The organism is Streptomyces sp. NPDC001407 (assembly GCF_042895325.1).
GTDB lineage: Bacteria > Actinomycetota > Actinomycetes > Streptomycetales > Streptomycetaceae > Streptomyces.
This window is the reverse complement of the sequence record NZ_JBIAWF010000043.1, coordinates 22305-34895: the sequence shown is the minus strand read 5'-3', so window position 1 is coordinate 34895 and position 12591 is coordinate 22305. Positions and strand designations below refer to the sequence as shown.

At 70.1% G+C, this 12591-nt stretch carries 16 protein-coding genes; 10 read left to right on the top strand and 6 right to left on the bottom strand.

What is annotated here, in order from left to right; genetic code table 11:
- Positions 1–305 precede the first annotated feature (305 nt).
- A complete protein-coding gene (locus ACFY1P_RS34070; RefSeq protein ID WP_390752874.1) occupies positions 306–641 on the top strand; it encodes a hypothetical protein in 336 nt (111 codons plus the stop codon).
- Positions 642–734: 93 nt separating this feature from the next.
- Here the strand turns inward: ACFY1P_RS34070 and ACFY1P_RS34065 are convergent, their stop codons facing one another.
- On the bottom strand, positions 735–1199 hold the full coding sequence (locus ACFY1P_RS34065; protein WP_390752873.1) for a hypothetical protein: 465 nt from the start codon (positions 1197–1199) through the stop codon (positions 735–737).
- Positions 1200–1501: 302 nt separating this feature from the next.
- Here ACFY1P_RS34065 and ACFY1P_RS34060 point away from each other — a divergent pair, with 302 nt between their 5' ends.
- The 8 genes from ACFY1P_RS34060 to ACFY1P_RS34025 all read left to right on the top strand — a co-directional run bounded on the left by ACFY1P_RS34060 (position 1502) and on the right by ACFY1P_RS34025 (position 7855).
- On the top strand, positions 1502–2947 hold the full coding sequence (locus tag ACFY1P_RS34060) for a serine/threonine-protein kinase (protein ID WP_390752872.1): 1446 nt from the start codon (positions 1502–1504) through the stop codon (positions 2945–2947).
- Between the two features lie 111 nt (positions 2948–3058).
- Positions 3059–3532: a hypothetical protein gene (locus ACFY1P_RS34055; protein ID WP_390752871.1), complete on the top strand. Its 474-nt coding sequence runs from the start codon at positions 3059–3061 to the stop codon at positions 3530–3532.
- A 49-nt stretch (positions 3533–3581) separates the two neighbouring features.
- Positions 3582–4118 carry an AAA family ATPase gene (locus ACFY1P_RS34050; protein WP_390752870.1) on the top strand — a complete coding sequence of 179 codons (537 nt, stop codon included), beginning with the start codon at positions 3582–3584 and terminating at the stop codon, positions 4116–4118.
- Positions 4115–4747, top strand: coding sequence for a 2'-5' RNA ligase family protein (locus ACFY1P_RS34045; RefSeq protein WP_390752869.1), 633 nt, complete (start codon positions 4115–4117; stop codon positions 4745–4747). Before ACFY1P_RS34050 ends, ACFY1P_RS34045 begins: the two co-directional genes overlap by 4 nt.
- 95 nt (positions 4748–4842) lie before the next feature.
- Entirely contained in the window at positions 4843–5520 is a 678-nt protein-coding gene (locus ACFY1P_RS34040) for a hypothetical protein (protein WP_390752868.1), read from the top strand.
- 60 nt (positions 5521–5580) lie between these two features.
- Complete coding sequence (locus ACFY1P_RS34035) at positions 5581–6000, top strand: hypothetical protein (RefSeq protein ID WP_390752867.1); 420 nt, start codon at positions 5581–5583, stop codon at positions 5998–6000.
- 376 nt (positions 6001–6376) lie between these two features.
- On the top strand, positions 6377–7033 hold the full coding sequence (locus ACFY1P_RS34030) for a hypothetical protein (RefSeq protein ID WP_390752866.1): 657 nt from the start codon (positions 6377–6379) through the stop codon (positions 7031–7033).
- Between the two features lie 186 nt (positions 7034–7219).
- Complete coding sequence (locus ACFY1P_RS34025; protein ID WP_390752865.1) at positions 7220–7855, top strand: hypothetical protein; 636 nt, start codon at positions 7220–7222, stop codon at positions 7853–7855.
- A 159-nt stretch (positions 7856–8014) separates the two neighbouring features.
- On the opposite strand, the gene ACFY1P_RS34020 is transcribed toward ACFY1P_RS34025, so the two are convergent.
- Positions 8015–8308, bottom strand: a complete 294-nt coding sequence (locus ACFY1P_RS34020; protein WP_390752864.1) for a hypothetical protein — start codon at positions 8306–8308, stop codon at positions 8015–8017.
- Between the two features lie 104 nt (positions 8309–8412).
- On the opposite strand from ACFY1P_RS34020, the gene ACFY1P_RS34015 reads away from it, so the two are divergent.
- Positions 8413–8751 (top strand): hypothetical protein, encoded by a 339-nt coding sequence (locus ACFY1P_RS34015; RefSeq protein WP_390752863.1) that lies wholly within the window; start codon positions 8413–8415, stop codon positions 8749–8751.
- A 367-nt stretch (positions 8752–9118) separates the two neighbouring features.
- Here the strand turns inward: ACFY1P_RS34015 and ACFY1P_RS34010 are convergent, their stop codons facing one another.
- The 4 genes from ACFY1P_RS34010 to ACFY1P_RS33995 form a co-directional block, all read right to left on the bottom strand.
- Positions 9119–9688, bottom strand: a complete 570-nt coding sequence (locus tag ACFY1P_RS34010) for a hypothetical protein (RefSeq protein WP_390752862.1) — start codon at positions 9686–9688, stop codon at positions 9119–9121.
- Between the two features lie 1057 nt (positions 9689–10745).
- Complete coding sequence (locus ACFY1P_RS34005) at positions 10746–10880, bottom strand: hypothetical protein (protein ID WP_390752861.1); 135 nt, start codon at positions 10878–10880, stop codon at positions 10746–10748.
- Positions 10881–11271: 391 nt separating this feature from the next.
- Positions 11272–11655: a hypothetical protein gene (locus ACFY1P_RS34000; RefSeq protein ID WP_390752860.1), complete on the bottom strand. Its 384-nt coding sequence runs from the start codon at positions 11653–11655 to the stop codon at positions 11272–11274.
- Between the two features lie 62 nt (positions 11656–11717).
- The gene (locus ACFY1P_RS33995) at positions 11718–12353 is read right to left on the bottom strand and encodes a hypothetical protein (protein WP_390752859.1); all 636 of its coding nucleotides are present in this window, start codon (positions 12351–12353) and stop codon (positions 11718–11720) included.
- Between the last annotated feature and the right edge of the window lie 238 nt (positions 12354–12591).

Here is a 12591-nt window from a genome sequence, read left to right as displayed (position 1 = left end):
CACCGCCGGAACTTAACAGAAATACCCTCTGACCTGCGAAAACGTCAAAGTTAGTTCGGTCAATACACCGCAGGTTCAAATCCTGTCCCCGCTACGAGATGAGAGGCCCGGCGTTGCCGGGCCTCTTCCCTTTTCCCGCCCCGCGCATCCGCGGGCACCAAGGCGCCGCCGTGCAGCCGGACCACAACCTGTGGCGCGGGCGTACACAGACGAGATCCGGAACGTCACTACGACGAAACGCGATCGAGAAGTTCTCTCCGGCAATCGGTATCCCTCTGGGCAGGGTTGCTGCGAGGATCGTGCGCATGGAGCTGAAGATCGCACACCAGGACGCCCTGACGTCGGCGAGCATGCTGGCCGGACGTCCGTCAACAGGCAAGACGCTGCCGCGCGACGCCAGTGTCCAGGTGTGCATGGACGTGTTGAACCGCGTCGTGATCGAGATCGAAAGCCGCGAATCGGCAAGAGAGATGCAGCAGTTCCCCGGGCGCCGGTGGCGTGCAGAGTCCGTGTACTACCTGGTCGTCGATGAAGAACGACTGCTTGCCGAACACCCTGCAAACGGCGCCTTGCGCGACCTCATCGCGACCATTCGGCAGCGAGGTCCTGCCGTCGACGTCATCCTGCGCGACTGGCGCTAGAGCGGGAACGGGGCCAGCACCGGCAAGCCGAACTCGTCGAGGGCTCCGAGGCCCGAGGCCGTGCGGTTCCCCCAGCTCCTTGTCGGCACGGAGTCACTCCAGGGGGATGGCGTCCGCCGGGGTGCCGTGGCGCAGCTGGATGGTGGCGGCAGTCGCGAGGGCGGCGTTGACCAGCTTGGCGTGACCGCCGATGGCGATTCGGGCGTCATCCAGGGTGCGCAGCGGGGCATCGATCGTGATGCGGCGGCTGGTCACCTCCACCTCGTACTGGTCGTGGGCGCGCTGGCGCACCACGTAGGTCTCCTGGCCGAGCTCGCACCCCCACGCTCCCGGAGTGGTCTCGGCCAGGTCGACGAGCGTGCGAATCCGGTCCAACGGGCTGTCCACGGCCGGGTGCTCCTCGTCGGCGTGCGCCTCGAACGCCCGCCGTGCGAGCAGAGCGAAGCGGTACCGGCCTACCACGCCGCACCGCGGGCAGGTGAGCGTGAACTTCTCCGGCCCTGCGTCCTGCTCCTCGGTGATCTGCGGCCGTAGCCCGTTCACCGCTGGCTCTGGCACTGCGCGCTTGCGTGATCGTCCGCTCACCGGGCCCGCCCCTCGTACTGCTGCTGATGGCCTCCGCATTCTCCCGCGACCACATCCCGCTGGGGCACGCCCGCCGGTGAGGCTGTCGAGCCAGCACAGCCGGGGGAGCGCGGATGAGGGCCACGGGGCCTGCGGCCCGTCACTCGCTCGCCCGACCCGGTGGCCCCGCGCCGTTTACGTATGCTCCGTGCCGCCGCCCACGGCTCCACGGCCGGCGGTGACGCTCGGGTGGCCAACCCCGGGACCAGGAGCATCAACGCGGAGCAGGAGGAGAGATGCGCGGCACGAAGGTTGCCAGCCGCTACCGGCTGGTCGAAGTCATCGGCCGCGGCGGCATGGGTGAGGTATGGCGCGCCGAAGACCTCCAGGAAGGGCACCCAGTCGCACTCAAGCTCATCACCGTGGGAGAGGACGGTGCTGTACGCGAGGCCACCTTCCGCCGGGAGGCACGCGTCGCCCAGCGCCTGGCGCACCCGCACGTCGTCGCCGTTCACGACCACGGCACCACCGACGTCGGCGGCCGGCCCGCTCTCTTCCTCGCCATGGACCTCGTCGACGGCCAGCCCCTGAGCGCCTTCACTACCGGCCCCCTCCCCATCGGGATCACCCTGGCCTGGGCCGCCCAGATCAGCCAGGCCCTGCACGCCGCCCACCAGGCCGGGATCGTCCACCGCGACATCAAGCCGTCCAACGTCCTCATCGACCACCACCAGCGCGCTGCACGACTGTGCGACTTCGGGATCGCCCGCCTCGCCGACGCCACCCACCACACCCTGACCGCCACCGGTGCCCCCATCGGCACCCCCACCTACATGTCCCCCGAACAGGCCCGCGGTGACAAAGACGTGGGCGCACCCAGCGACCTGTACTCACTGGGCTGCCTGATCCACGAACTCCTCACTGGCGCCGCCCCGTTCACCGGCTCCGGCTGGCACGTCCTCCACCAGCACCTCCACGAGGCCCCCGCCGCCCTGTCCACCCTGCGCCCCGGCATTCCCCACGACCTCGAGCACCTGGTTCTCGCCCTCCTCGACAAGAACCCGGCCCGCCGCCCGACCGCTGCCGAAACCCTGCACCGGCTCACCCAGCTGGCCTGCGCCCCCGGCGCAGCACCGACCGCCACGCCGCACCGCCGGCCGACGGCTCCCACCGTCGTGCACACCCCGGACACCGCCGGCTGCCGCGGCGTGGGCCCGCGCCCCACCGCCGTGTGGGCAGGCACCGTGACGGGCGCCGCGCTCGCGGGCGAACTCGCCTGGACCACCATCGTGCCCTCCCCCTGGCCGGTCGCCCTCGGCACCCTCGCCGGCCTGCTCCTGGGCACCCTCTACCTTCTCGACCCGCCCCACCCGCCGCATACGGGAGAGCTACGCATCACCACCGCAGGCCTGTTCACCGCGCTGCTCCTCGCCTTCGGTACTGCCGTGGTCCTCCTGGTTGCCCATCCGGCCATGTGGTGGGCCGCGCTGGCCACCGGCGTCGTCGGCGGCCCGGTGCTCGTCGCCTGCTCCAGCGCCGTTCGCCACACCGTGCAGCGCCTACTGCACCGCCCTGCCCACCGCGCCGACCTGGCCGCGAGCGCCGGTGCGCTCCACACCACCGCCCTGCTGCTCGCCGCAGGCGACTTCGGCCTCTCCGGGTTCACGATGCTGGCCGCCGGCCTCTTTCTCTGGCCCGCCACAGCCCTGATCACCGCGGTGATCACCTCCCGCAGGACCTGAGGCCGCCGGCCGCTGGACTCTGCCGGAAAATTCATGCGCTCCCACTGTCACACCGCGCGCCTTTTCAACACCTGTAGCAGGTGACAGAGCACACCACTCCGGGAGTTGCACATGAACCTCACGCCTCCGCCCCGCGAACAGCGGCGGGGCACCCGCACTGCCGACAGGGACCTCGCGCCGACCGCGCCGCGCCAAACGGCCGACCACGGGACCGACGAGAGCGCGCGGGCCGAACGCGCGGAACAGGACCACCCGGTCCCCCCGTCGGTCACCAGGAAGGGCGAAGCAGTGGAAATCGTCCACGACTTCCCGCACGCCCACGGCAGCCACCGGTCCGACGCGCAGGTCACCTTCGTGTGGGACGAAGGGTGGGCTGTCCACCAGCGGGCTGCCGCCACTCACCAGGACCTCGTCCCCGGGCTGGCGCGCGAGCACCCGCTGCTTCCCGATGGCGCCGCCGAGCCCGCCGCCTGCGTGACGGGCGGTCAGGCCGGCACCGGCATGCCGGAACTGCAGCGGGAAGTGCCCGCCGCGCGCGGCCTCCTGCCTGGTCCCGGCCGCTGCGCGGACGCACCCGTGCGCTGACAGCCCGCCGCGGCATCCCTTTCACGACATTCAAGGAGGACCACCGCCCATGACCATGCTGGACACGCCCGCCCGCCCGGCCCTCTCGTCAGGCCCGCCCTTCCCCTTCGACCTCGGGACGCTTGTCGTACTCGTGGGCATCCCCGGTAGTGGCAAGTCACGCCTCGCCGCCCAGTACCCGTCCAGCTGGCGGGTCTGCCTGGATGAGTACCGGATGGCGGCGACCGACGACATGACGGACCAGTCCGCGACCCCAGTCGCTGCCGAGATCCAGGACCGCCTGCTGGACGCCCGGCTCGCCCGCTGCCGGACCACTCTGGTCGACGCGACCAACATCTTCCCGCATGTCCGTGCCAGTCTGCTGGCCCGCGCCCGGTACTGGCTCCGCCCCGCCACCGCGATCCTGTTCGACATCCCGCTGGAGACAGCCCAGGCCCAGAACGCCGCGCGCTCGCGCGTGGTGCCCGAGAGCGTGCTGAGCGACCTCCACCGGCAGCTCCCCACGGCGGACCAGCTGAGCTCCGAGGGCTTCGGAACCGTGCACCGCATTTCCGACCTCGCGACTGCCGGCGGGAGGATGCGGTGAGCACGTTCGTGGAGGACTTCTTCGCCGGCGTCGAGTCGCGCCGCCACGCCTGGCCCGCAGGCCGCGCTGACCTGCACTGGCACTTGCTCTTCGACGAGCAGGCAGTCCATGACGCACTAATAGCCCCATACCGGCATATAGCGGACCGGCCTGGTCTCGCTCCGGTGGCCGCGCCATGGCTGCACTGCACCGTGCTCCACGCCGGCCCGGTCGCCGAGTACCGGGAGCAGCAGATCACCGACATCGTCGAACGCGTCGCCAAGGAGTGCGAGAACCTCGACGCGTTCGACCTCACCTTCGACCGTCCCACCATCGGCACGGTCGCCGTCGAGTGCGCGGCCCGCCCCGGGGAACCCGCACGCCGGCTGTGGGAGATCACCGCCCGCGTCGACGCCGAAGTCACCGGCGGTCGCTACCCCTTGATCCCGTCCGTCTACTACCCACACGCATCGATCGCCTACGGCACCGCCGCAGAGGTACGGGCCGACCGGCGCGCACTGAAACAAGCGCTGTCCGACCACCCGGGCGAGCCCGTCGTCCTGCGCGCCGAACGCCTCTGCCTGGTCGCCCAGTCCCACGACCGACGGCACATCACCTGGTCCCCCATAGCGGAAGTAGCACTGCGATGAAATTCCGTCGTTCCCCGAAACAGCAGGCCCCCGTGGCGACGCCGCACCCCTCCCCGGCCGCCGGCATCCCCGCCGACCCTCACTTTACGATCGTCGTGCTAGCGGACGGGACCGCCCACGCCGCCGGAGCGCCGTCGGGCGGCGGGCTGTGGAATTCGGTGCACGCCGCGTGGCGCCCGGCCCAGATCGAGGCGCAGCGGTTGGGTCGGCCCGTGCGGGTGAGCGTTGGGCATCTGGACGGCACGGTCGCGGCCTACCTCGCACACCCGAACGGACAGGTGGACTGGGCCTACGCCCACCCACAGCCCCCGATGCCCGAGCACCTCGACTCCCGCTGGCTGGACGGCACGCTGGAGCAGCACCCGCTCGTGGAGACCGTCCGCGCCGCTCAGCGCGCCACCGACTGGCGTGCCGCACAGGCCGCCGCGGGACGACTGGCCGCTCAGGTGCGGGCCGAACTCGGCGGCGACCACCCCCACACGGTCCTCGCCACCGAACTCGAGGGCTTCTTCGCACTGCACGCGCGCGACTGGCCGGCAGCAGCCCGCCTGCACCTGGCGGTGGCCGAGGACCGGCACCGGCTGGCCGCACCGCCCGGGGACACCCAGCGCGTGCTGCACAACGCCGTCGCCGCGTGGTGCCACGCCCGCTCCGACCCCGAAGCGGCCGCCCTGGGCTTCGCGCTGGCACACCTCCTGGTACGCATCGCTCCGCACGACTCCCGAGCCCTGTCCGCCGTGCTGCGCAACCTGCCCTCCACCGTCACGACCTGAGCCACCCCCAGCTCCACAGCACCGCACCCCTACCGGGACACAGAAGAAAGGAGTCACGCGATGACCGTCGTCCTGTTCGACGTCGCTTTCCTGGAAACCCCCGAACCACGCCCGTGCCTCTTCTGCGGCGTGCCGATCGAACACGACTGCGGCCTATACGTCTGGGGCTCCCGCACGGACGGGGAGCGATCCCTGGTGTGCGGCCCATGCCACGAACACCAAGTCCCCGCCGCAGTCCACCGCTACTACCAGGCCACGCTGCGCACCGTGGCTGCCGTGGCCGACAACTCGCGGGTGATGACCGGCGACTACAGCGAGCTCGACGCCCGGCGGCCGCACTGGCGAGGGCAGGCCGTGACTTGCGGCCTGCCGGTGGACCAGGCGGCCCGGGAACTGAGCGCGCGCACCGTCACGGAAGCGCTGTACGCGCAGATGGACGCACGACGGCAGGCGGTCGGCTACCTCGCCGCAGCGGCCTGAAACGGCGTTGCACGTCGTGAGAACCGGCCGAGCCGGCTAGCTCGGCCGCTGTCCGACAACACCGCAGCCACCTCCTGGCCGCCCTCGCCCCCGCCAAGGCCGAGCTGGCGACCGCATACGCCCGGGCCATGACGGGCAACCAGGACTGACAGTGAAGACAGGACCGCCTCGCGGAGGAACTGGTGCGAAACCATGCTCGGAAGCTGAGCTCCGCACAGCGTCCACCGTCGGTGACCGCTCATCGTCTCGCTCGCCGTACCTACCGTCCCCCGTCGTCGGTGGTCTAGCAGAACGCGGCGGTGCAGAGCGCGGTCTGCTCGGGCGCCGTTGCCCGGACTGACGGACCGGCCGAAGCCAGCGTCGATACTCTCGACACATGTCCAAGCCGCCCACCCCACCCAGCCGTCAGGCCGTCCGCCGCAAGATCGCACTGGGCTTCGAGGTCGGCGCGATCCTCATTCTCGGAGCGAGCGTCCCCCTGCTCGGCGCACCCTTGTGGGCCACGCTCCTCTGCGCAGTCGTCACGGTGTTCTCGCTGCAGCTCACCAGCATGCAGTGGGCTCTGATCCGCCGGAGCGCCCCGCTCCTTCCCCTTCTTGACGCCATCGCCCCCTACACCCGCGACATGGTGCCGGGGCACGGCCGCGCCTTCGACCGCATCGGCGCCGACTCCGCCGTACTGTGCATCGCCGGCCGCCGGGCCGCCAACCGGACCTTCCTGCGGGCCTCGGAGGATGACCTCCGTTCCCTGGCCGACAGCGCCCCTGGCGACCACGTCCGTGTTGTCTCCGACCAGATCACGATCATGGGGCCCATCGCCGTCCAGTACACGGTCGTCGACTCCGCCGACCCCGCCGACCCACTGGCCAGTCACACCCTCAGCCTGTACCAGAGATTCGCCATGTCACGCATCAACGCAAAGACCGGCGTCCTGCACCCCACCACCGCCGACATGGCCGCGCTGCTGCATCACCTGGAGAACAGCGACCTCGTCAAGGACATCAACCCACCCGCCGCCGAGGACAGGAACTGAAGTCTGCCCGCGTTCCTGCTGCAGAGAAGCGGCGTTTCATGAAGCCCGCTCACCAGCCGCCATTGGTCAGGGCTGACGCACACCTACGTGCATCGTGATCAACGAGACCGGACCCCACCCCTAGAGGTGGACCGTGACGCTCACCTGGCCGGACGGGGGCAGACGCTCGCTGCATAGGCTATGTACATGTCACGCACTCGCACCGCCGTCCTCACCCTCGTCCTCTGCGCCACCGCTCTGACCGCCTGCTCCTCCGGTGGCTCCGATGAAGAGGGCAAGCCGATCACGAAGCAGCTCGCCCAGGGTGACATCACCCAGGCACTGCCGGGCAACAACGAGATGCCCAGCGGCTGGAACCTGCGCCACGACAAGAGCGTGTCCAAGTCGGGCGAGTACTGCACTGGGGGAGAAGACGACGACAAGTCTCCCGAGGGCTGGACGCGAGGCGGCTCCACCATGTACGAGTTCAACGGGTCGACGGACAACATGATGTACGTCAAAATCTGCCAGTTCGACACCCCTGAGCACGCGAAGAGCGCCTACTCCTCGTGGAAGCGGGGCAAGGACGACGACCAGAAGGAGCAGGCCACCAAGGCCAAGGTGGGAGAGGAGTCCACGGTGGTCCTCCGCGAGCCCTCCGCCTACGCATACAGCCGCTCCGGCACCGTCAATATCGAAGTCAAGGTCGAGGAGTCCAAGGGCGACACGACCGGCGTCGAGGACACGCTCGCCGCAATCGTCAGGCGCCTGCAGCAGGTCCAGGACGGCAAGCGCGCCACAGCCACGGCAGGGGAGGAGGCGGCCAAGGCCGCAAAGAAGTAGCCCTTGCCCAACGGGTTCCCGTGGGGCCGGCCGTGGCCGCCGGTGAAGGCGGACTGCCGAGTGCAGGGCGTTCCCCCTGCACTCGGCAGTCCGCGCGGGAAGTGCGAGGTTCATACGCGCCAGATCGTGCGGGGGAGCCCCTGTGCGCGCCGTTCCGGCCTAGAACGGAGGCTCGTCCGAGTACAGATGCGCGGGCGGACGGCACAGCCGCAACAGGGCATCCGCCACACTCTCTCCCCCACCCCATCCGATCGCCGTTCCGTCCGCAGCCTTCGCCACTGCCGTGTAGCAGGGCTCGTACGGCTCCTGGAGCAGGTCTCCCTCCTTGTCGACCGCGCCGGCCTGCCCGGGGTCGAACCCGAGAACGACGGTGCCGCCCTCGCGAAGCAGGCCCTCGATGTCGATGCGTTCCCCCGCCCTGGGGCGGTCGACCAACGTGATCGCGGCGACCACAGCGACAGCCGGCCTGCGGTGGCGCTCTTCGCTACGCTCTCCACCGCTGGATCAAACAGGTGCTCCTCGCAACGAGGACGACCCGACCACCACAAGGGGAGTAGATGACCGCCGAGATCCCGCGCACCGAGATGCCCTGGGTGCCTGCCGTCGTGAAGCCGGACCACCTGCGGGCCCTCACCACGCTGCCCTCCGACCTTGATTCCGACCGGGACCGCTCTGTCCTGGTCGCCGACCGCGCTGGAACCCTGAGCGTGGTCACCCCCGACGCCGCCCTGGCTGGCTGCCTTGCCGGGACCATGCGGCTGCTGGCCACCCGAGGGGACCTTCTCGACGCGGGCCTGCGCGAGTCCTGGAAGGCGATGCGGCTCACCGGCCCCGTCACCGAGGTATGCAAGGCCGAGGCCGCCTCCCTCAACGCCGCCGAGCAGGCCGCCGCGTGAACGCCCTCTAATTTGCCGCCCGGAAAGGAGCCATGGGAGGCCGCCACGTACGGCACGGATTCCGAGCGCCGCCGGCAGGTCTGCGCCCGGCTGGCCGAGCTCGTCGCGGCGGCGGGCATCGCGCGGGCTGGCTGCTCGCCGGCGCCGACAGAATCCCGGAGGTCAGGGAGATGCTGCGCACCGGCGCCCTGTAACCGCCGGAACTGCGCGAGGGCGTCGAGCGCTGCAACAACTATGCCGAGATGGCCATCGCCAACAGCGTCGACCCCGCATACCCGGCCCTGTACACGCGCCCGGCCCCGGCCAAGGCCTCGGCCGACCTTGTCCCGATGCAGCACTTTCCCGACGGGACCCGCTTGGCTGCGCCCTATTCGGCGTCGCCGGACTGCGTGCAGGAAGGGCAACTGCGCCCCCACGGCAGGCAGTCATCCATCTCGTAGCGGGCGGCGCAGCGGGGGCACTGCTCGCTGCCGCGGATTGCGGACCCGGCGAGGAAGGGGTGGTCGGTGCCGTCCCAGCGGTCGAGGTCGGTCGTTCCCAGGGGCCACAGCGGCGGAGCGGGGTAGGCAGCAAGGTCGAACGTGCCGAAAAGGGGCCGACCGTCGCGGCGCAGGAGGTCGTTGAACTGGCGACCGGTGGGGTCCGCGCCGTACCAGGCCCCGTCATGGTCTTGGACCGCCACGATCCAGTGGAGGCCAATGGGGTCGGCGAGCGCCTCGTCGTCGGGATGGTCCCGCAGCAGCACTACTTCGGCAGTGAAACCCGCCTCCTGGAAGGTAGAGGCCAAGCGGCAGGACATCGGCCAGCACAGGGGGTAGTCGTTGAACCAGTCCACAGGGACGTCTGGGTACCGGGCCCACCACCGGGCGTCCGGGTCACGTTCGAAGAACGCGTCCCACACGCACCGGCCGGTGAAGCGAGCTTGATCGTGCGTCACGTGGCGTCGTCCTTTCGCAAGTGCCCCGGGCAGCGGCAGATGCCTGTGATCTCGGTGGCCCGGCGCCGGGTAGCGGTCGGGGCGAGGTCGCGGAGCAGGCAAGAACCGGAGGAGGGGCCCGTCAAGCGCAAGGCCCGGTCCAGGGCGGGGCAGCGGCGGGCGATGGCCTGAGCCAGGCCGCTATCCGCCTGCCTCCCGGTGCTGACGGTCGGGGAGCCTGGGGCCCTGGTCGGCGCTCCGCTGCTCAGCGAGAGGGGGCGCGATACTCCGCGAGGTCCTTGTGCCACTGCTCGCGGGCACGGGCGCGCGCGGCCTTGGAGTCCAGCCGTTCGTTCAGCACGCCATTGCCGATCAGCACGGAGGCTTCCGGCGGCCCGCCTGGGCGGTATTGATCTGCTGGCGACCGTGCAGCGGGCACACCGGCACCAGAAAAGGCGCCGATGGCTTCGACTCGGAAAATCGACCAAGGTGACGCGTGTACCCCAATCCACAAGTGCTACTCGGCGCATCGTTCCCTCCAAGCCGCATGCGCTGTCAATCGCAGACGAGTCGTGCGGCAGATGGCATGAACGGCGCGCCTGATGTGTGAGTCGCCTTGGTTCCGGAGGAGATTGCTATTAGCGTGGCGGACAGCTCTTTTTTTGGATGAGGGCATAGTGAAGCCCCCTTCTGGGACCGTGTCCCTACATGGTGGGTGAATGGGAGGGCCCTGGCGGGGACAGAATCGCCTCTTCGCCGCCAGGGACCGGCTTTTGGGCCTGCTTCTTCTCGGGACCGGTGGCGAGCGCGGATCTAGCGCTGGATGCCGCTGGCACCTGTCGCGACTTCGGCGAAGCGGCGTAGCCCCCGATACATGGAGAGCAGCTCCTCTTCGCTGAGTTGCCGAGATCCAGTCCTTTTCCTTGGCCTGCCAGAGGAAGATCAGATAGCCGCCGTTCGGGCCTGGGCCGGTGGGGCCCTCTATGGGGGCGAGCTCCCGGGATTCGGCCTCCAGGGAAACCAGTTCCAGTCCGGCGACGGTCATCCGGAAGTCCTTGACGAAGCACATCTGCCAGAGCTAGGCGAGCTGCCTGGTCACGCGCCGCCAGTCCTCCGCGCGGTCTCCGGTGACGGTGCCGTTGCCGCTGAGCGTCTGGAGCGTGCGGGTGACGAACGCGTACCGGGCGATCTCGCGGCCGTCGTTGCTCTTCATCTCCGCTGGCAGGGGCGGGAGTTCTGCCGCGATACGTTGAGCATGCGGGTGCGTGGGAGACGAGGGCATCGGGAGCCTTTGAGGTGTCGGTGCGAGGGGGAGGCCTGGTCGCCGTGCCCGGGGTGGCCGGTGCGACATTCGAGCGGGAAGGCGGGCCGGGGCACGGCTGTCGAGCGGAATCGGCGGTAAGGGGGCGTCAGTCAGGCAGTACGCCGAAGGTTCGCCAGCGACGCGAGCTCGACGATGGTGTCGCCGTCGGCGGGAGTCGCGGTGCGGATGCGGATGCTGGAGGGGGAGGTCAGGTGAATCACGGGAAGTTGGGTCCTTGGTGGTGCAGCCGTGCGGGTTGTTCCCGGGGCGCGGCTGGTGCGGTGTACGGGGCGGGAGACGGCTAGTCGGCCTGGACGGTCCAGCCGAAGAAGAGCCAGCTCGGCTCGGCGGTGGGAGCGTTCAGCCGCAGCGCTGCGGCGGCGCCGGAGGCGATGCGCTGGTCGTGGTCCTCAATGAGCCGGTCTGCCAGCCAGTCGGCGTCGTCCCTGTCGAGGGGGCCACCGTCAGCGCCGTCGAAGGCGGCGTAGGAGTCGCCGAAGTAGCCCGCCTCGACGGCGCGGAGCGGCGCCCGGTCAGGGACGACCACGACCCTCTTCACCTTCGTGAGGTCCGCGCGGCGGTACATGGGGTCGTGAGGCCGGGAGGCGTCCTCGGTGGCATAGGCGGCGAACGCGCGTTCCGGCGTGGGGCCGCTCGCGACGAAGCGGTACAGCATGGGGTGCATGGCAGTCCTCCGGGGCGGCGGCCGCCGGGCGGGGAGCCCGGCGGCCGGGAAGGGGGAAGCGGTCAGAAGGGCTGGCCGGGGAAGAGGCGGCCGCGGTGGCGCATGGCGTGCATCATTCGGGCCAGGGCAGCGGGGATGGTCCCGTATCCCTTCTCGGAGTGACCGCCGCGTCGGCCGAGGGCGTCCGCGCGGGGCTGCGCGCCACGGTTCCGCCCGACCTGGAAGGCGTGCTGGTTGAGGTCGATGGCGTGCACGATCCGGACTTCCTGACGGCTGGACAGTCTGTGGTTCACGCGCGCGCCTCGCTGTGCGAGCTGTGCCAGGTGCGGGGGCAACTCCTCGTCAGCGGGCCTGCCCCAGCCCTCGAACATGAACCCGAGCGCGCTGACCCGCGCCTGATGCGCATCGCCGGGCAGGACGATCGGCGGAACGGGCGGCAGTGAGCCTGCTCGTCGCCACAGGGCGTCGGCGGGGTGGTTGTCGCCGGGGTTCCACAGGCGTTTCGGGACGAACGCTGCCTCTACCCGCTCGCCGGGCAATACGCGCAGTGTGAACAGGCGCGGGGGGCGGTCCCACCCCTGACGCTCGCCCATCTCGTCTTCGATCGCCGTCAGGGCGGCAACGATCGTGTTGGAAGCGGGGTCATCGGTCAGGAGGGCGGGATTGGTGACGGTGAAGCTTCGGGTTTCCCAGGGCATGACAAGCGCACCTTTCCGTGCAGCCGCAAGTGGGCGCGGCTGTGCTGAGGGGGTGAGGGGGGAGGGCCGGGAGCCCGGCTCGATGTATCCAAAATACATACAGAACTAGTGATCTGCAACATCCCGAGGGTGGGGGGTATTCTCCCCTGAGTCACAGCCTTTCCGGTGAGCCTCACCGCCCGTCTCTGTGTGGCGGCACGGGCTGACGCACGTTCAGGCGACAATGGAAAACGGTATC